Below are 18,635 nucleotides of genomic sequence, written 5' to 3' on the forward strand. Positions count from 1 at the left end.
GCACGAATGCAGCAAGCTAAAAACTGGACAGTCGCGACCATCTCGTTGATTTTCTTTCTCTTATTAGGCGCCATTCTATACTTTACCGTGCGCCCATCCATCATCAGTGTGGAACCGCTTGGGATTGCCGAACAGGATATTCGGTCTCCGATCACGGTTGAGGACCGTGTTGCGACCGAACGATTGAAACAAGAAGTGACAAATGGTGTCGGCAGTCAATTCTCCTTGAGAAAAGAATTTGCAGACCAACAAATCGCTAAAGTCGAGCAGTTGTTCGCAGCATTCGACCAAACGGATGAGGAGACTGAACTGGCGGATATTAAAAACCGTCTAAATTCTACAGAGGCGAACGGTGTATTAGCTGATGAAGAGTTGAATTCGTTGCTTGAAGCGAGTGAAGATACCCGACAAACGGTAGAAGATGTCACAGTCACTGCGTTACAACAAGTGATGGACGACCGGATTGAAACGAGTAATGAAGCGGTCGCTGCGGCTCGAGACCGAGCAGCAGCGATTATCGATCAATCGCCGCTCTCATTTGAGTTCCGCGCCATTTCGAAAACGTTAAGCGATGAACTCATCGTACCGAACTATGTATTTGACTCTGAGGCGACCCGTCAAAAAGAACAAGAAGCCGTCGATGCTGTCGATCCTGTCATCATTCAAGAAGGACAGTTACTCGTCAGTCAAGGTGAGGTGGTGACTCGAGAGATATATCGGAAATTAGAGCTATCTGGAGCCATCGATCCGAATCGTTCCCTTGCACCATTATTCGGGTCATTCTTGCTCAGCGCATTGTTGACCGGTGGGTTTCTATTCATGCTCATCCGCTCGAAAATCAAAGACCTGTTACTGAGTCCGAAAATCTTAGTGACGGTCTATGGCTTGCTACTTTTACAACTCGGCATCTTTTTTGGTGTCGGATATATCGGTGTCGATTTTACGACATATGCCTATATTTTAGCGCCGACAGCGTTCGTCGTATTGCTTCTACGCATCTTGATCGATGAACGAGTTGCGCTTGCCTCGGCCTTCATTACGATGATTGCTGGGAGTGTCGTTGTCACATTCGGACAGAGCACGAATTTCATGACGCTCGTGTATGTGGCGACGGGTAGTTTTCTAGCTGTCTTTTTAGTTGAACCGAAAATTCAGCGGAAGCGACTATTCTTATCAGGGGTGTTGCTCGGTTTCGTCAACATCATCATGGTCATCGCGTTACTCTTACTTCGGAACGTGCAAGTTTCCTGGGAAATGGCGATGTATCTTTCTGGATTTGCCGTCATTAGCGCCTTGCTCTCCATTGTCTTGACGTTTGGCTTCCTGCCATTTTTGGAACCGTGGTTTGGCGTCTTGTCTTCTGGTCGACTTGTGGAATTGATGAGTCCGACGCATCCGCTGCTGCGGAAACTTTTAATGGAGGCACCTGGTACGTATCATCATAGTATGATGGTGGCGAACTTGGCAGAGTCCGCATGTGAGGCGATTGGCGCAGATGGTCTTCTCGCACGTGTCGCAAGCTATTATCACGATCTTGGGAAGACGGAGCGTCCCCTTCATTTCATTGAAAATCAACAAGGTGGAGGGAATCCTCATGATCGCTTGACGCCTGAAGAATCGGCAGACATTATTATGGCTCATCCTTATGACGGAGCGGATCTGTTGCGACGTTATAAGTTACCGAAAGAAATCATCGATATAGCAGAGCAGCATCACGGAACGTCTTTATTGAAATATTTCTACGTTAAAGCGAAGGAAGATCCTGATAAAGAGGTGTTAGAGTCTCGTTTCCGCTACCCAGGTCCAAAGCCACAATCGCGCGAGGCTGCCGTTGTCATGATCGTCGATTCAATCGAAGCGGCTGTCCGTTCGCAGAAACAACCGACGCCAGAAAAAATCCGAATGCTCGTTCGAACAATCATTCGCGACAAGTTGGCGGATGGGCAGTTCGAAGAATGTGAATTGACGACGAAAGAAATTTGGCGCGTCGGAGAGAGTGCGTGTGAGACGCTGACCGGCTTGTTCCACGAACGAATCGAATACCCAGAATTAAAGAAAGAGGGAGAATTACATGCAAATCATCTCGAACGATGAACATGAATTGTTAACTACATCTCAAATCGAGCTCGTCGAGTCGATTTTACAACATGCCGCCCAACTAGAAGAGGTGGAAGAGCCGAGCGAATTGTCGGTCACGTATTTAACAAATGCGGAAATCCATGAAGTGAACCGAGAATGGCGAGGCAAAGATGCCCCGACCGATGTCATCAGTTTCGCATTTGATGAGATGGGGGATGACGAGATGGATTTCATGCTCGATGAAGATGAGCCACATCTTCTCGGTGACCTCGTCATCTCGGTAGAACGATGCCGAGAACAGGCAGCTGACTATGGTCATTCGTTTGAGCGGGAGCTCGGCTTTTTAGCAATTCATGGATTCCTCCATCTACTTGGGTATGATCATATGACACCTGAGGAAGAAGCGGAGATGACGGCAAGGCAAGAAGAAGTGCTCACTCATTTTGAGTTGAAGCGAGGCAACGTGTGAGACCGTTCCGTGTGGCATGTGAGGGAATCCTCCATGCCGTTCGTTCGGAACGGAACATGCGACTCCATCTCCTGTCAGCTTTTCTCGTATTCGTCTTTTCCATCTGGTTACAGCCGACAAGACTCGAGATTGTCATCTTGTTCGGGTGGGTGATTGCCGTTATTAGCATGGAAATGATGAATACGGCAATCGAACGAACGGTTAATCTCGTGACAGAAGACGTCCATCCACTCGCGAAGCAAGCGAAAGATGTTGCCGCAGGAGCCGTTTTAGTCGCTTCACTTGGTGCTGCCGTAACGGCGCTCATAATATTCGGTCCACGGCTATGGAACATGCTATACTAATAGTTCTGAAATAGAGAAAGCAGGTGCATTATGTATCAAGAAGATTTTAAATCCGGATTCGTCTCGATTATCGGACGACCGAACGTCGGGAAATCGACATTCTTAAACCGTGTGATCGGACAAAAGATTGCCATCATGTCGGATAAACCACAAACGACACGAAATAAGGTGCAAGGTGTGTACACAACCGATGATTCCCAAATCATCTTCATCGATACACCAGGGATTCATAAACCGAAACACCGTCTTGGCGACTTCATGATGAAAGTGGCGACGAACGCATTACGCGAAGTTGATGCGATTCTCTTCATGGTGAACGTGACGGAACCGCGTGGAGCTGGCGACGACTTTATTATTGAGAAACTCAAAGGGCTCGACACACCGATTATTCTCGTCATGAACAAGATCGATTTAATCCATCCAGATGAACTTCCGAAAGTGATTGAACAATATACGAACGAATTGGATTTCGCGGCGTACGTCCCGATTTCGGCGCTACAAGGCAACAACGTCGAACCGCTCTTAGGTGAGATCAAGAAATTGTTGCCTGAAGGACCGATGTATTATCCGGCCGATCAAGTGACGGACCACCCGGAGCGTTTCATTATTTCAGAGATGATTCGTGAGAAAGTGTTGCATAAGACACGCGATGAAGTCCCTCATTCGATTGCTGTAGCCATCGAATCGATCAAGAAACGTGAGAACTCTGAGATGATTGATGTCGAAGCCGTGATCATGGTGGAGCGTGATTCGCAAAAAGGAATCATCATCGGAAAAAAAGGGGCTATGCTTCGTGAAATCGGAACAGACGCGCGCCATGATATCGAAGCGCTTCTCGGGACTAAAGTTTATTTGAACCTATGGGTAAAAGTGCAGAAAGACTGGCGTAACAAGATGGGTCAGCTTCGTGACCTCGGTTTCCGCGACGACGAGTATTGAGCCATGTTACAAAAAGTCACGGGAATCGTCGTTCGTACCGTTAATTATGGGGAATCGAATAAAGTCGTGACATTGTTTACAGAGGAACTTGGCAAAGTCGCGATCATGGCACGGGGCGCAAAGAAACCGGGTAGCCGGTTTCACGCATCGAGTCAGCCGTTTGTGGAAGGTGTCTATATCTTTCCGTCTAGCCGAGGACTCGCTCAGTTAAAATCATCTGACGTCATGACGTCTTATCCTGAAATCCGAAAAGATGTCGAACGGATGGCATATGCGATGTATTGGTTAGAACTTGTTGATCGATCTGTCGAGGATCGTGTCCAAAATCGTCCATTGTTTCGAATATTACGGGATGCCTTGCAGGCACTGAATGCGGGCATGGACGCAGATGTCATCACGCACTATGTTGAATTACGTATTTTGCATCTATTAGGCGTCGCCCCAGTCTTGACGGGATGTGTGCGCTGTGGAGATGTGACGGATCCCATGTACTTCTCTGTCGCGTCCGGTGGCTTTTTATGTGCGCGACATCCAGAAGAAGGTGTGATCCGGCTGTCCGAAAGATTGGCGAAACTACTTTATTTGATGAGTAAGCACGAATTGTCAGAGTTTCGGAACGTTCCGCTATCGGATGAGTCCAGAGTCCTTTTGCGCCTGCTCTTTGATGCTTATATGGAATCGTATAGTGGACTACGATTAAAGACGAAACGGGTGCTCGATCAAATGATTCGACTTCATCTGAATGAGGATTGACTTTTTATAGTGAATTCGATACGATGATGTACGATTAGACAAATGAAATAGCGTGCGCGATGAAGGAAAAAAGTAACTCTTCCTGTCATGAATGAAGCGAGTCCGGGGCGGTGTGAGCCGGGTATCATGAGAAGAGCGAATGGCGATTCCAGAGCGCCCACATCTTTTAAGAGTGGTCCCATTATTGGGGCAAGTAGGGTGGAACCGCGGGAATCAATCCCGTCCCTATGTGCTAGGCACATAGGGGCGTTTTTTGTCGTTTCAATACTATTGGAGGTGTCATTAATGAAGCACATGACAGTGCAAGAAATCATTCTCACGCTACAAAACTTTTGGGCGTCAAAAGGTTGTTTGACGATGCAGGCGTACGATGTGGAAAAAGGGGCCGGGACGATGAACCCGATGACATTCCTCAGAAGCCTTGGGCCAGAACCGTGGAACGTCTGTTATACCGAACCGTCACGCCGTCCAGCTGACGGTCGTTACGGAGAAAACCCGAACCGTCTTTACCAGCACCATCAGTTTCAGGTGATCATGAAGCCGTCACCAAACAACATTCAAGAGTTGTACTTGGAGAGTCTTGAACTGATTGGCATCAATCCGCTTGAGCATGACATCCGTTTCGTCGAAGATAACTGGGAAAACCCGACGTTCGGAGCAGCAGGTCTCGGTTGGGAAGTTTGGTTGAACGGAATGGAAATCACGCAGTTCACATACTTCCAACAAGTCGGTGGAATCGAGTGTGACCCGATTGCCGTGGAAATCACATACGGACTTGAACGCCTCGCGTCATACATTCAAGAAGTAGAAAGTGTATTCGATCTTGTCTGGACAGACGGATTCAAATACGGTGACATTTTCTATCAACCAGAATTTGAACATTCGAAATATACGTTCGAATTGTCTGACGTCGACATGTTATTTACGTTATTTGATACGTATGAGAAAGAAGCGAAGCGTGCGCTTGAAGAAAACCTTGTCTTCCCTGCATACGATTACATTCTAAAATGTTCGCACACGTTCAACTTGTTGGACGCAAAAGGCGCCATTTCTGTGACGGAACGTACCGGCTTCATCCAGCGTGTCCGGAACATGTCACGTGCGTGTGCCGCTAAATTTATTGAAGAACGGGAACGCCTTGGATTCCCACTTTTGAAACAAGAGAAAGCAGGTGACTTGAATGCGTGACCTTCTGTTAGAGATTGGATTAGAGGAACTGCCGGCTCAATATGTCTTGCGTTCAGAGAAACAGTTGGCGGAACGTGTTGACGCGTTCTTAAAAGAGGCGCGTGTTGATTTTGGCTCAATCGAAGTGTACTCGACACCACGTCGTTTGGCTGTCATCGTTCGTGATGTGGCTGAAACGCAACAGGATTTGGCAGAAACTCTTCGTGGACCTGCCAAAAAGATTGCACAAGATGCGGAAGGTAACTGGTCGAAGGCGGCACAAGGTTTTGCACGTGGCCGCGGATTGACAGTAGAAGATCTCTATTTCGCAGAAGAAAAAGGAGTCGAGTATGTCTTCGCGGAACGCCATGAAAAAGGACAAGAGACGCTCTCGCTATTGAACGGTCTTGAAGATGTGGTCCGTAGCTTGACGTTCCCGAAAAACATGAAATGGGGAACAAGCAGCCTACGGTATATGCGTCCGATTCGTTGGTTGATCGCACTCTTTGGTCAAGACATCATCGACTTCACAATCGAAGGCGTGAAAACGAATAACGTGACGCGTGGGCATCGTTTCCTCAGTAAAGGGGACGTGGTCATCTCATCACCTACCGAATATGTCCAGACATTAGAGTCTGCTTTTGTCATGGCGAACTACGAGATGCGTAAAGCTGAAATCGAACGTCAAATTCAAGAGCTTGCAACGAAACAAGGATGGACGATTCCACTCGACGCCGACTTGCTTGAGGAAGTGACAAACTTAGTCGAATGGCCGACCGCTCTCTTCGGGGAATTTGATGAAGCGTACCTCGACTTGCCTGAGGAAGTATTGATCACAACGATGAAAGAGCATCAACGTTATTTCCCGGTCTATCTCGACGGAACATTGAAAAACTATTTTGTGACCGTACGAAACGGGAATGCCGAGCATCTTGAAAATGTGGCGCGCGGTAACGAGAAAGTCATCCGGGCCCGTCTTGCGGATGCCGTGTTCTTCTATGAGGAAGACAAAAAGACGAAAATCGATGATCAGCTCGGACGTCTCGATCGCATCGTCTTCCATGAAAAATTGGGAACGACTGGTGCGAAAGCGCGTCGTGTGACGAAAATCGCTCAGGAACTTGCACCGTTGTTCGAGGCAGACCTTGAAAAAGTAAGCCGTGCCGGTGCCATTCATAAATTTGATCTCGTGAGCCAGATGGTATACGAGTTCACAGAACTTCAAGGAATCATGGGTGAGAAATATGCACTCCAACAAGGTGAAGACAAGGAAGTGGCAGCGGCAATCCGTGAGCATTACATGCCACGCTTTGCTGGGGACGCTTCTCCAGAGACGGCAACGGGTGCCGTTCTTGCCCTTGCCGACAAATTAGACTCGATTGCAGCATTCTTTGGCATCGGGATGATTCCGAGCGGTTCACAAGACCCGTTCGCGCTTCGTCGCCAGGCCCAAGGTGTCGTTCAGATTCTTGGAGATTGGAAGATTGATCTCTCAATCGACACGTTGCTTTCAAAAGTTGTCGAATTACAACTGGAAGCAGGACTCTATGAAGCCGATAAAGAACAAGTTAAGGCACAACTAGATGAGTTCTTCAAATTGCGCTTGAAATATCGCCTGCAAGAACAGCAGGTTCGTTATGATGTGATTGACGCCGTATTGACGACCTCATTGACGGTTGTGCGACTCGATGCTCGCGCAGACGCGATTCAAGAATTTGTATCGACGGATGCGAAGGCGTTGATTGAGCAATTGTCGCGCGTCGTGAACATTTCGAAAAAAGGTGAAGCGGGAGATGTCGATCCTTCCTTGTTTGAGAACGATCATGAGATTGCATTGCATGATGCGATTGAACAGACCGCTCCTGCAACAGCCGAAGCTGTCGAGATGGGAGATTACAAGAAAGCGCTCGAACTTCTACAACAACTCGAATCACCGATTATGATGTACTTCGAACATACAATGGTTATGAGTGATGATGAGGCGGTCCGCCAAAACCGTCTCCATGAAATGAACCGACTTGCAACGACGATTAAGCGTGTCGCAGATTTCAACGCGCTCGTACTCTAAACAAACTAGAGGGGGTTGGCTATGCAACTGAATGAACGCCAACAAAAAATCGTCGAGATCGTGAAGGAGAACGGGCCGATCACAGGGGAACAAATCGCACAAGAGCTCTCATTGACACGTGCGACCCTGCGGCCTGACCTCGCTATTTTGACGATGACAGGCATACTTGAAGCTAGACCTCGTGTCGGCTACACGTTCGTTGGCAAACGGAATTCGTCGATGCTACGAGAAAAGTTAGATTCGCTGACCGTAGGGGACTTCATGTCTTCTGCGAAAGTCGTACGGGATGAGATGACGGTATATGATGCGATTGTCACGTTGTTCTTAGAAGATGTCGGCTCATTGTTCGTTGTCGGACGTGACCGGGAGTTAGTCGGAGTTTTATCTCGTAAAGACCTCCTTCGTGCGGCCATCGGAAATCAAGACTTAGACCAGTTACCCGTCAACGTCATCATGACCCGCATGCCGAACATTACAGTATGTGAGAAAACAGAAACGTTGATTCGAGCTGGGATGAAATTGATTGAGAAACAAATCGATGCCATGCCCGTCGTAGAAGAAAAAGATGGGAAATTGATTGTACTCGGCCGTATGACGAAGACCAATATGACGAAGGTGCTCATTGCGTTAGCGAACGATGAGTCGATCTGAGGAGGAAATCGAATTGACTACGAAACAACTCGTGTTCGTTGTAAGTGACTCGGTCGGAGAGACGTGCGAACTCGTCGTCCGCGCAGCGAGTATCCAATTCCACGAGAATGCGATCGAAACCCTTCGCATCCCGTTCGTCGAAGATGAGCAGACGATTATCGATGTCGTCACGCAAGCAAAAGCACAACAGGCCATCATTGCGTTCACGCTCGTTAATGAGGAACATCGCGCCCTTCTCATGCGGCTTGGTGAAGCTCATCAAGTGAAAACGGTTGATTTGCTCGGAGATTTGCTCGATGTATTATCTAGCCAATTGAAAGAAGCGCCACGTGAAAAGCCGGGACTCATCTATCGATTGGATGATGATTACTTCCGAAAAATCGAGGCGATGGAGTTTGCCGTCAAGTATGACGATGGTCGGGACCCACGTGGCCTGAAAAAAGCTGATATCGTGTTGGTCGGTGTTTCTCGAACGTCAAAGACGCCGCTATCTCAATATTTGGCACTGAAACGATACAAAGTCGCGAACGTGCCACTCGTTCCAGAATCGAGACCGCCTGAGGAATTGTTTGATTTGCCTGCTGAACGATGTGTCGGGTTGATCATCTCCCCGGAAAAGCTGATTTCAATCCGGATGGAACGTCTCAAATCGCTAGGTTTGAAGCCGGAAGCAGATTATGCGCAGCTAGAGCGAATCAATCGTGAACTCGAGTATGCGCGTGGTATTTATGAACGAATCGGTTGCGATGTCATCGATGTGACGAACAAAGCAGTTGAAGAAACGGCAGGGATCATCTTGCGTCATCTTGAACAGTCTAAAGATGATTGAATGAGTAAGTGTTTCAATTAGTAATCATTGCTTCAAGAGGGTATAATAGAGTATTGACAGTACAGTGAAACGGAACGTGATGAGCGTTCCGTTTCGTTGCGAGATTGGAAACAGGGAGTGGTCAACATGCCACGAATACCAGATGAAGTCATCGCAGAAGTGAAACAAGCGACCGATATCGTAGAATTGATTGGCGAACGTGTCGAATTAAAGAAACAAGGACACCGCCTTGTCGGATTATGTCCGTTTCATTCCGAAAACTCACCTTCTTTCTCCGTTTCACCTGAAAAAGGGATGTATCACTGTTTCGGTTGTGGTGCCGGCGGAAATGTATTTACGTTCGTGATGGAAACCGAGGGATTGTCGTTTCCTGAGACGGTCGAACGCTTGGCAACACGAGCGAATATTTCGGTAGACGGGATCCAAGGGGACGAGGAACTGACGCGAGAACAGGTATGGCGCAAACAGATGCGTGATGCGCATCGCCTTGTCGCTGACTTGTATCATGAAGTGTTGATGAAAACAGAAGCTGGAGAAGTGGGCTTAACGTATTTACGGGATCGTGATCTGGCTGAAGAGACGATTGCGCAATACAAGATCGGTTTTGCCCCAGACCAACGACGCTTTACTGTCGAGCTGTTGGAGCGGCGCGGGTTTGATTTAGAAGTAATGGTTGAGGCAGGTTTGATTTCAAAGTCGAAGTCCGGTGAATATTTTGACCGATTTGAAGGACGGGTCGTCTTTCCGATTGCGGATCGAGACGGCACCATCGTTGGCTTCAGTGGACGAGCGATTGATGACCGACAACCAAAATATGTGAATACGGCTGAGACGCCACTCTTCAATAAGAGCGAGTTATTGTTCGGCTTCTCTCAAGCCCGGGCGACGATGCGTAAGAAAAAGCGTGTCTTCCTCGTTGAAGGGAACGTTGACGTTTTACAAGTCGCGCAAGCGGGCACACAAGAAGTTGTGGCATCGCTCGGAACCGCGTTCTCTCCTCAACATGCGAGGGCGCTATCTCGAATCGTGGATGAAGTCATTATCTGTTATGACGGAGACCACGCGGGACAAGAAGCGACACAAAAAGTCATTCGCCTCTTAGAAGCGTCTCCACTCGATGTACAAGTTTTGCCACTACCGGAAAAGACGGACCCAGATGATTATATCCGTCAGCATGGGGCAACTCACTGGCAGCAGTTTATTGAAACTGAGCAGTTGAGTGTTCTCGATTTTATGAATCGCATGTACCGGCGAGGAAAAAACTTGAACCGAGAAGGAGAACGGATTCGCTTTATTGAATCTATGCTTGAAGAGATCGGGAAGACAAATGATTCGATTCGAAGAGATTTATATGTGAAGAAACTGTCGGATGAGTTTGAGATTCCGCTAGAGACGCTCCGTTCGAGAATTCCTCGTCCGACGTCAAGTGAATCAACTCCCACCCGTGCGATGGAACCTGTAGAGCCGGTACGGAAGCGTTCGAGTAAAACAGGTGAGCCTCGTTGGATGAAAGCCGAGAAGTACTTGTTGCGTGCGATGTTGACGGGACCGGAGCAGGTCCGTTTAGTACGCGACCGTTTAGGGCTTCGTTATCAAGATGAAACCCATCGTATGTTAGGGTCAGCATTGTATGAAATCGTATCCGATACGATGACACAGGATGAGTTTGATCAAATCACGCTTTCGTTCATGGAGCGTTATTGCGATCAACGCCCTGATTATGCGATGCGTTTTGCAGAGATCCGTCTGATGGCTGGACCGGATGAACTGTCTGAAGAGGTTTTAGACGAATACATTCGGGTGATAAACAGTTATGAGGAGCAACGTCAAATCGAGCGTGCAAAAAGGGAAATCGCTCAAGACGCCGAAAGTATTGTAGACCAGGCGTCCAAGCTACAAGAATTGATTGCCCGTAGTCGTCGTCTTCGAGAACGATGATCGTGGATGAAGTTTGGAAGGAGTTGAACTGCTAGATGGCAGAGAAGAAGAAAGAGGATTTATTTAACGCCATAGAGGAACTTGAAAAGTTAGGTAAGAAAAAAGGCGTCGTCTCAATGCAAGCAATCCAAGATCGCCTTAGTCACTTCGAGGTGGATTCGGATTTCATCGATAACTTCATCGAAGATTTAGAGGCTAAAGACATCCGTGTCACAGAAGATGCTGCGGACGCAGAAGAAACACCTGCGAAAAAAGAGGATGAAGAAGTCGATTTGAACGACTTATCAGTACCTCCAGGAATCAAAATCAACGACCCGGTTCGGATGTATTTGAAAGAAATCGGACGTGTCGACCTTCTCAGTGCGAAAGATGAGACGGAGCTCGCTAAACGAATCGAGCAAGGGGACGAAGAAGCGAAAAAACGTCTCGCAGAAGCGAACCTACGTCTCGTCGTGTCGATTGCGAAGCGTTATGTCGGTCGTGGGATGCTCTTCCTTGATTTGATTCAAGAAGGGAACATGGGACTCATTAAAGCGGTCGAAAAATTCGACTACATGAAAGGGTTCAAATTCTCGACGTATGCGACGTGGTGGATTCGCCAAGCCATCACACGTGCGATTGCTGACCAAGCCCGTACGATTCGTATTCCTGTACACATGGTGGAAACAATCAACAAATTGATTCGTGTCCAACGTCAATTGCTTCAAGACCTCGGTCGCGAACCTTCTCCGGAAGAGATTGCCAAAGAGATGGAACTCACACCTGAGAAAGTCCGTGAAATTCTAAAGATTGCCCAAGAACCTGTTTCTTTAGAGACACCGATTGGGGAAGAAGACGATTCACATCTCGGTGACTTCATCGAAGACCAAGATGCGATGGCTCCTCAAGATGCGGCAGCCTATGAATTGTTGAAAGAGCAATTAGAAGACGTGTTGGATACGTTGACAGACCGTGAAGAGAACGTCCTTCGCCTGCGTTTCGGACTAGACGATGGCCGCACACGCACACTCGAAGAAGTTGGTAAAGTATTCGGTGTCACACGTGAGCGGATTCGTCAAATCGAGGCGAAAGCACTTCGTAAATTGCGTCACCCGAGCCGTTCCAAACGCTTGAAAGACTTCCTCGATTAATTTCATATTTGAATAAAGTGTGAAGTTTTAGAAGAAAGGAAGGAAAATGAGTGATTTTCCTTCCTTCTTTATTATTTTTTGAGTAAAATAGTGTTGGATAGAAATTTGGAATGAACATGAGGGGGAACTACAATGCGTAATCCATTGTTACCGTTTGCGGCAATCGCAATCGTCGCAATTATTGCCATGGTATCATTATCGTATTTTGGGGTGAATCAGGCGCAACAAGCGGCTGAAGGTCCAGCAGTCACTGAAATGAACCCAGAAGAGTTGTATGCTGCGAAGGGTTGCACAGGTTGCCACGGCGGAAACCTTGAAGGTGGCGTCGGTCCAGCACTTACAGGTGTCGGCGATCGTCTCTCACCAGAAGAAATCGCAAACATCATCGTCAACGGTCAAGGTGCGATGCCAGCAGGTCTTGCATCAGCTGAAGAAGCAGAAGTGCTTGCGAACTGGTTGATTGAACAATAAGAGGTGACGCACTCCGTGATGGGGTGCGTTTTTTGTTGTCGAACTGTAGAGAATTCGATACGCTAGGGAAGAAGTAGAACAAAGGAGTTGTCTGTATGCAAGAACGTGTCATGTTAGACCGACGATTGAAGCAGGTTGTCGATTATATCCCAAAAGGAAGTGTGCTCGCCGATATCGGTTCGGATCATGCGTATGTCCCATGCTATGCCTTTCAGCAAGGAATCATTTCAAAAGGAATCGCGGGTGAAGTGAACGTTGGACCGATGGAAGCTGCGAGAGCACAAGTCGATTTGATTGGGGCCAGTGATGCCATTGATGTACGCCTCGGCGATGGTCTTGCTGTCTTACAGCCCAATGAAGCGACGTGTATCTCGATCTGCGGGATGGGCGGCAGTTTGATTCGCTCGATTCTCGAAGCGGGTCAAGATAAGCTCGGTGCGGTCGAACGACTCGTCCTTCAACCGAACGTTGATGGGCAACACGTACGAAGCTGGCTGCTTGAACATGGATATGTCCTTGTCGAAGAGGCAATTGTAGAAGAAAATGATAAAGTCTACGAAATCCTAGTCGGAGAAAAAGGTAGTGAGACCATCTATAGCGACGCGTCGGACGAGCGGATGTGGCAGTTGTTATTCGGCCCATATCTTATTCAAGAGCGACCGGTACCATTTAAACTCAAATGGAGTCGTGAAGCCGATAAGCTCGATTATGTGCTTGGACAGATGGCAGCTGGCATTCAATCGGATGCCTTGATTCAAAAACAAATGGAATTCAAACGGATGCGTGACAAAATGAGAGAGGTGAGTCAGTAATGGCGAACGGCAATCAAGTGATTCAATTGTTTGAAGAATTTGCTCCGAAACATTTGGCGGTTGAAGGGGATAAAATCGGTTTACAGATTGGATCGCTCAACAAAGAAGTCAAACGGGTCATGGTCACGCTTGATGTGCTCGAATCGGTTGTGGATGAAGCGATTGAGAAACAGATTGATTTGATCATCGCGCATCATCCACCCATCTTTAGTCCGTTAGCTCAAGTCAATGACCGCTCCACGGCTGGGAAGATTACGATGAAATGTATTCAGCACGATATCGCGGTCTATGTCGCCCATACGAATTTAGACGTATGCAGCGGTGGTGTGAACGATTGGATGAGTGAGGCGATCGGTCTTCACGATACGAAAGTACTCGTCCCGACCTATGAAGAGCCGGTCTATAAACTATCTGTATTCGTTCCATCCACGCATGCGCAAGACGTATCCCGTGCTCTAGGAAAAGCGGGTGCGGGACATATCGGTGACTATGCGGACTGTCAGTTCCGTGTTTCCGGAACGGGACAATTCACTCCGCTCGAAGGGACAGACCCTTTCATCGGTCGCCCACATGAAACGGAACAAGTGGACGAAGTAAAAATCGAAACGGTCGTTCGGGAGAGTCAGAAAAAGCGTGTACTAAAAGCAATGAAAGACGCCCATCCTTATGAGGAAGTGGCGTATGACCTCATGCGCGATGAAATCGAGGGTCATGTATTTGGGCTAGGGCGAATCGGTCGACTTGAACAGGCCATGACACTTGAACAGTTTGCCGAACACGTGAAAACAAGCTTTGGGGTTGAGGGCGTGCGAGTCGTCGGAGACCCGAGGCGTTCGATTGAAAAAGTTGCCGTATTAGGTGGAGACGGGAATAAATATGTGTCTACTGCGCATTTCAAAGGTGCAGATGCATATGTGACGGGTGATTTATATTTCCACGTGGCTCATGATGCGATGGCCCTTGGGCTTGCAGTCATAGACCCAGGGCATCATGTCGAGAGTATCATGAAACAAGGTGTAATCGATGTGCTCAGCAAAAAGTTTGAAAAATCGAAAATTAATGTCGACTTGATTCAATCTGTTGCCAACACGAACCCGTTTCAATTCAAGTAAATCCTAAAAATCCCCCATCCTCTGAGAGAATGGGGGATTCCTTCACTTACGCAAAGCTTTCACTTTCGGTAAGATGCTCCGAAGTTCAAGAAATGGCGTTTTATCGTGCGTGCTTAAATCGTCTGGGTCATACTGCGACAAAAAGTCGATGACTTTTTTTGTGATCGGTGTAGGAGTAGAGGCGCCCGACGTCACAGCGACGGTCTCGACTCCCTCGAGCCAATTCAAGTCAAGTTCACTCAAGTCACCGATTCGATATGCATTCGTTCCGGCAATCTCTTTTGAAACTTGTGCTAAACGATTGGAGTTGTTAGATTTAGGATCTCCGACGACAATCAACAATTCGCAGTCTCCCGCTTGTTCAGCGACGGCTTCTTGACGAACTTGCGTCGCGTTACAGATTTCATTATGCACTTCCACGTGAGGATAACGGGCTTGAATCGTTTCAATTAATGCGGAAACGTCCCATTGACTCATCGTCGTCTGGTTCGTCACCAAAATTTTTCGTTCGAACAAGCGACTCGGCAACTGATCGATTTCATGTTCATATTGAATCAAATGAACATGGTCTGGTGCAACACCAATTGCACCCTCCGGTTCCGGATGCCCGTGTTTTCCGATATAGATGACATCATATCCTTCTGCCGTTTTCTCACGAATCAAATCGTGTGTGACCAAGACGTCAGGACAAGAGGCATCTACAATCGTCAATCCTTTCTCGATGGCACGTTTCCGGACGAGTGGTGAAATGCCGTGCGCCGTGAAGACGACCGTTCCTCGATCGATGGTTTCGAGCGCTTGCATGCGGTCTTCTCCATCAACGGTTTTGACACCGAGATCCTCAAATGCCTGCGTGACGTGACGGTTATGGACAATCATTCCAAGTATATGAATCGGGCGTGGCAAATCTGGATTTGCGACGGCCTCATTTGCGAGCTTCATGGCATCGACGACACCATAACAATATCCGCGTGGGCTAATTTTTTTAACTTTCATATGAAGACGAAGGCTCCTTTCGAAGTGCTTTCATACGTATTAGTCTAACATTGTTTCGAAAATACGAAAAGATTTGCGTGTATTCATGCTATAATTTTTAGGTTAGAGAGGAGGGACGCCGTGAATCGCATGAAACCATTGCGTGAACTAAGAAAATCGTACTTTTTCCAAATTACGTTCATCATCATCATTATTTTAGCACTTGTCATTTCATCACTTGCCTTCTCTGCTGACCGCGTCACGGTGTCTCGAGCAGAAGAATTGGCGAAAGAGCAATTTGATTACGCCATCGATGACAGTATTGAGAATGTGGAGTCCCGACTTGGGAAATTGTATGAGGATTTAGTTTACTTAGGCGCTTACGTTGGAAATGAGCCATGGATTGAAGAACGGATCCGAACAGGATATTTGAATCAACGCACGAGTTTTACGTCCATCTTTTATTATGATGTCAATCAAGACTCATTTAAATGGTACTCGGAGCGACAAGTCGCCTCTTCTGTCTTGAAACGCGATCCGAAGTTTACGGAAGTATTGACTGCAAGTGGAAAAGAACTATATATGAGTGACCCTGTGATGATCAGTGGGGATATGGGAACTTTCCTATACGTTCCGGTCATCGAAGAGAACCGACCAATCGGTATTTTTGGGGGAAGCATTAGTGTCTTGAACTCTGACTTGTATCGTCGTTCGTTGGAATCTGCGAATGATGACATGATTCTATACTTGTTAGATGAGCAAGGCGAAGTGTTGACGACTTCGTTCAACTTGGTCACAGATGCAGAACGTCGGATATCGCGTGAAGTCATCGACGAAGCATTAGATCGAAGCGAACGGACAATTTTGAGTACGGATGAAGATACGGTGATGTTTGAACCGGATGCACGAGTCAGTGGATGGAGTATGCTCGCAAAACATCAAAATGACTCCGTCTATGAAACGGTCTACGACACGCGTTGGCAGTATTTGATGATTGCGCTCGTCACGTTCTTCCTGAGCATTCTCGTTGGATTGTTGCTTTCACGGACGTTGACGAATCCGCTTGTCGAGCTGGTCAACCAGATTAAACAACAACAATCGCTCGGAACGATTTCATTGGAACGAACGGGTTCGAAAGAAGTGGAGACGCTACTCGATACGTATAACGATTATGCACAACGGATGGAAACGTCACGACGTGAACAGTTGAGTCAGCAACAGTTGATTTTGCATCAAGAAAAATTAGCCTCGCTCGGTCAATTGGCCGCCGGGATTGCCCATGAAATTCGAAATCCTCTGACTCCCGTCCATATCACGTTGCAGATGGTGCGCGAGGGTCAAGGTAGTTCAGATATGGTGGATGTCGCCATCAAAGAACTGGAGCGGGCGAATGATTTGATTTCAACGATGCTGACGCTCGCCAAACCCGATCAGGCTGGTAAAAACGAAGATTGGATCAACATGTTAGACTTTGCGAAACGACTTGAATTTTTAATGGATGCCGAATGTTACAAACGACCGACAAAATGGGAATTACTTGTACCGAACGACATGCCGCCATTTTATGCATCCTTTGATATGCTCGTTCAAATTATCTACAACCTCTTCAAAAATGCGGTCGATGCCGTCGAATCAAAAGGCGCTAACGGGAGTGTCGTCGTGACGGTCCTCTTTACGGAGCAGGAATATCGCTTTTTGATTGAAGATAACGGAATTGGCATGAGTGAGGAACAACTCAAGACAGTCGGTTCCGCCTTCAATACGACGAAGGAAAGTGGAAACGGTCTAGGAATCTATATGATTCAAGAGTACTTGAAGAGCGTTAACGGTGCGATGGAGATCGATAGTGTGATGAACAAAGGGACCGCGATTTTAATCAAAATCCCAAGGAGACAACCGTCATGAAAGGACTAAAACATTATTGGCTTTGGTTACCGGTCGTGTGGGCCATGACGATTCTCCTTATCACCTCGATTCAACTCCCAGAGCAAAAGACGAATGAAAAAGAAGTCGGATTCGTATTTGTCAGTGATAAACACGAGCATGCGAATAAGCTATTGGACTCGTTCGTGCATACAGCAAACCAAAAAGGGTTCATCCCGATTCCGACCACGAGTGAAGATTCGCGTGTCCTTGAAAAAGAAAAATTAGATTCGTTGATTGACCGGGGTGTCGAGGCTATCTTTTTGACGACTCTCGATGACACGTTCATTCAACCTTCATTAGAACGCGCAAAACGCAAAAACATCCCGATTATTGCGATTGACCGCATGATTGATCATCCGAGTGTACTCACATCCGTCGTTTCCGACAATGTCGATATCGGTCGGATGGCGGCCGAACAAATTGCTGCCAAGTATAGTGAGCTCGAACGTCCGATTCGCGTGGTCGAAGTGAGGGGGACGCCGAAAGTTCGCTCCACGATGGACCGAAGTCTTGGTATCCGAGAGTACGAAAAGCAACATGGCGACGATTTTCAAATCATTGCATCCATCACCGGGAACTATGACACATTCCAAGCTGAAATCGAGATGTCACGTTGGTTAGAAGAAGAGATTCCGTTTGATGCAATCTTTTCACATAATGATGATAATACGTTTGGTGTCGTCCGGGCTTTAGAAAGTCATGGTTTGACGGACAAGACGATCGTGTCGGTCGACGGGATTTCAGATATCTATCCGCTCATTCAAAATGGGAAGGTCAATGCCACTGTCGTGCAGTCACCGAACGAGATGATGGAAGTCGGCTTCAAAGCACTCGAACAACATTTAAATGGAAAGAAAATTGCCAAACACTATTATTCATCGAGTTATTTATATGAAGGTGTGGCAAAAGATTGATTGACAAATCATTTGATTCCGCTATGCTAGGAAAAGTGGAAAGAAACAGGAGGTGTAT

At 47.3% G+C, this 18,635-nt stretch carries 17 protein-coding genes; 16 read left to right on the forward strand and 1 reads right to left on the reverse strand.

The annotated features are described in order from the left end of the window. The first annotated feature begins 6 nt into the window (after positions 1-6). The 14 genes from IRJ25_RS04735 (at position 7) to IRJ25_RS04800 (ending at position 14,762) form a co-directional block, all read left to right on the forward strand. Positions 7-2,094 (forward strand): HD family phosphohydrolase, encoded by a 2,088-nt coding sequence (locus tag IRJ25_RS04735; RefSeq protein WP_012726650.1) that lies wholly within the window; start codon positions 7-9, stop codon positions 2,092-2,094. Beyond that, entirely contained in the window at positions 2,072-2,548 is a 477-nt protein-coding gene (gene ybeY, locus IRJ25_RS04740; protein WP_074036606.1) for an rRNA maturation RNase YbeY, read from the forward strand. Before IRJ25_RS04735 ends, ybeY begins: the two co-directional genes overlap by 23 nt. Next, on the forward strand, positions 2,545-2,892 hold the full coding sequence (locus IRJ25_RS04745; RefSeq protein ID WP_074036607.1) for a diacylglycerol kinase family protein: 348 nt from the start codon (positions 2,545-2,547) through the stop codon (positions 2,890-2,892). Before ybeY ends, IRJ25_RS04745 begins: the two co-directional genes overlap by 4 nt. 30 nt (positions 2,893-2,922) lie before the next feature. After that, positions 2,923-3,831: a GTPase Era gene (gene era / locus IRJ25_RS04750; RefSeq protein WP_012726647.1), complete on the forward strand. Its 909-nt coding sequence runs from the start codon at positions 2,923-2,925 to the stop codon at positions 3,829-3,831. A gap of 3 nt (positions 3,832-3,834) precedes the next feature. After that, positions 3,835-4,584: a DNA repair protein RecO gene (gene recO, locus IRJ25_RS04755; protein WP_074036609.1), complete on the forward strand. Its 750-nt coding sequence runs from the start codon at positions 3,835-3,837 to the stop codon at positions 4,582-4,584. Between the two features lie 294 nt (positions 4,585-4,878). Next, positions 4,879-5,772 (forward strand): glycine--tRNA ligase subunit alpha, encoded by an 894-nt coding sequence (glyQ, locus tag IRJ25_RS04760; protein WP_196431848.1) that lies wholly within the window; start codon positions 4,879-4,881, stop codon positions 5,770-5,772. Then, complete coding sequence (gene glyS, locus IRJ25_RS04765) at positions 5,765-7,819, forward strand: glycine--tRNA ligase subunit beta (RefSeq protein ID WP_214781500.1); 2,055 nt, start codon at positions 5,765-5,767, stop codon at positions 7,817-7,819. The genes glyQ and glyS overlap by 8 nt, the downstream gene beginning before the upstream one ends. A gap of 21 nt (positions 7,820-7,840) precedes the next feature. After that, positions 7,841-8,470 (forward strand): helix-turn-helix transcriptional regulator, encoded by a 630-nt coding sequence (locus tag IRJ25_RS04770; RefSeq protein WP_012726643.1) that lies wholly within the window; start codon positions 7,841-7,843, stop codon positions 8,468-8,470. Continuing rightward, a complete protein-coding gene (locus tag IRJ25_RS04775; RefSeq protein ID WP_196430874.1) occupies positions 8,457-9,299 on the forward strand; it encodes a pyruvate, water dikinase regulatory protein in 843 nt (280 codons plus the stop codon). Before IRJ25_RS04770 ends, IRJ25_RS04775 begins: the two co-directional genes overlap by 14 nt. A gap of 126 nt (positions 9,300-9,425) precedes the next feature. Next, positions 9,426-11,237 (forward strand): DNA primase, encoded by a 1,812-nt coding sequence (gene dnaG, locus IRJ25_RS04780; RefSeq protein WP_269317851.1) that lies wholly within the window; start codon positions 9,426-9,428, stop codon positions 11,235-11,237. 35 nt (positions 11,238-11,272) lie between these two features. Next, positions 11,273-12,367 carry an RNA polymerase sigma factor RpoD gene (rpoD, locus tag IRJ25_RS04785; protein WP_012726640.1) on the forward strand — a complete coding sequence of 365 codons (1,095 nt, stop codon included), beginning with the start codon at positions 11,273-11,275 and terminating at the stop codon, positions 12,365-12,367. Positions 12,368-12,499: 132 nt separating this feature from the next. Beyond that, a complete protein-coding gene (gene cccA / locus IRJ25_RS04790) occupies positions 12,500-12,838 on the forward strand; it encodes a cytochrome c550 (RefSeq protein WP_012726639.1) in 339 nt (112 codons plus the stop codon). 95 nt (positions 12,839-12,933) lie between these two features. Beyond that, the gene (locus IRJ25_RS04795; protein WP_214781497.1) at positions 12,934-13,650 is read left to right on the forward strand and encodes a tRNA (adenine(22)-N(1))-methyltransferase; all 717 of its coding nucleotides are present in this window, start codon (positions 12,934-12,936) and stop codon (positions 13,648-13,650) included. After that, positions 13,650-14,762: a Nif3-like dinuclear metal center hexameric protein gene (locus IRJ25_RS04800; protein WP_269317852.1), complete on the forward strand. Its 1,113-nt coding sequence runs from the start codon at positions 13,650-13,652 to the stop codon at positions 14,760-14,762. The genes IRJ25_RS04795 and IRJ25_RS04800 overlap by 1 nt, the downstream gene beginning before the upstream one ends. Positions 14,763-14,804: 42 nt before the next feature. On the opposite strand, the gene IRJ25_RS04805 is transcribed toward IRJ25_RS04800, so the two are convergent. Continuing rightward, the gene (locus IRJ25_RS04805; protein ID WP_012726636.1) at positions 14,805-15,758 is read right to left on the reverse strand and encodes a 4-hydroxy-3-methylbut-2-enyl diphosphate reductase; all 954 of its coding nucleotides are present in this window, start codon (positions 15,756-15,758) and stop codon (positions 14,805-14,807) included. A gap of 129 nt (positions 15,759-15,887) precedes the next feature. On the opposite strand from IRJ25_RS04805, the gene IRJ25_RS04810 reads away from it, so the two are divergent. Together IRJ25_RS04810 and IRJ25_RS04815 are read left to right on the forward strand one after the other, a co-directional pair. Beyond that, complete coding sequence (locus IRJ25_RS04810) at positions 15,888-17,642, forward strand: sensor histidine kinase (RefSeq protein WP_269318239.1); 1,755 nt, start codon at positions 15,888-15,890, stop codon at positions 17,640-17,642. Further along, a complete protein-coding gene (locus tag IRJ25_RS04815) occupies positions 17,639-18,577 on the forward strand; it encodes a sugar ABC transporter substrate-binding protein (RefSeq protein ID WP_159562493.1) in 939 nt (312 codons plus the stop codon). The genes IRJ25_RS04810 and IRJ25_RS04815 overlap by 4 nt, the downstream gene beginning before the upstream one ends. The last annotated feature ends 58 nt before the right edge of the window (positions 18,578-18,635 follow it).

The sequence above is a fragment of the Exiguobacterium sp. KJ 601 genome (assembly GCF_027161185.1).
GTDB classification, from domain to species: domain Bacteria; phylum Bacillota; class Bacilli; order Exiguobacteriales; family Exiguobacteriaceae; genus Exiguobacterium; species Exiguobacterium profundum.

What these genes read in the sequence shown, in the direction of transcription:
- glyQ (WP_196431848.1), top strand. Translation starts at nt 4,879, where the DNA reads ATGACAGTGCAAGAAATCATTCTCACGCTACAAAACTTTTGGGCGTCA.
- IRJ25_RS04815 (WP_159562493.1), top strand. Translation starts at nt 17,639, where the DNA reads ATGAAAGGACTAAAACATTATTGGCTTTGGTTACCGGTCGTGTGGGCC.
- IRJ25_RS04775 (WP_196430874.1), top strand. Translation starts at nt 8,457, where the DNA reads ATGAGTCGATCTGAGGAGGAAATCGAATTGACTACGAAACAACTCGTG.
- IRJ25_RS04800 (WP_269317852.1), top strand. Translation starts at nt 13,650, where the DNA reads ATGGCGAACGGCAATCAAGTGATTCAATTGTTTGAAGAATTTGCTCCG.
- IRJ25_RS04810 (WP_269318239.1), top strand. Translation starts at nt 15,888, where the DNA reads ATGAAACCATTGCGTGAACTAAGAAAATCGTACTTTTTCCAAATTACG.
- rpoD (WP_012726640.1), top strand. Translation starts at nt 11,273, where the DNA reads ATGGCAGAGAAGAAGAAAGAGGATTTATTTAACGCCATAGAGGAACTT.
- ybeY (WP_074036606.1), top strand. Translation starts at nt 2,072, where the DNA reads ATGCAAATCATCTCGAACGATGAACATGAATTGTTAACTACATCTCAA.
- IRJ25_RS04805 (WP_012726636.1), bottom strand. Translation starts at nt 15,758, where the DNA reads ATGAAAGTTAAAAAAATTAGCCCACGCGGATATTGTTATGGTGTCGTC.
- cccA (WP_012726639.1), top strand. Translation starts at nt 12,500, where the DNA reads ATGCGTAATCCATTGTTACCGTTTGCGGCAATCGCAATCGTCGCAATT.
- era (WP_012726647.1), top strand. Translation starts at nt 2,923, where the DNA reads ATGTATCAAGAAGATTTTAAATCCGGATTCGTCTCGATTATCGGACGA.
- recO (WP_074036609.1), top strand. Translation starts at nt 3,835, where the DNA reads ATGTTACAAAAAGTCACGGGAATCGTCGTTCGTACCGTTAATTATGGG.
- IRJ25_RS04770 (WP_012726643.1), top strand. Translation starts at nt 7,841, where the DNA reads ATGCAACTGAATGAACGCCAACAAAAAATCGTCGAGATCGTGAAGGAG.
- IRJ25_RS04735 (WP_012726650.1), top strand. Translation starts at nt 7, where the DNA reads ATGCAGCAAGCTAAAAACTGGACAGTCGCGACCATCTCGTTGATTTTC.
- dnaG (WP_269317851.1), top strand. Translation starts at nt 9,426, where the DNA reads ATGCCACGAATACCAGATGAAGTCATCGCAGAAGTGAAACAAGCGACC.
- glyS (WP_214781500.1), top strand. Translation starts at nt 5,765, where the DNA reads ATGCGTGACCTTCTGTTAGAGATTGGATTAGAGGAACTGCCGGCTCAA.
- IRJ25_RS04795 (WP_214781497.1), top strand. Translation starts at nt 12,934, where the DNA reads ATGCAAGAACGTGTCATGTTAGACCGACGATTGAAGCAGGTTGTCGAT.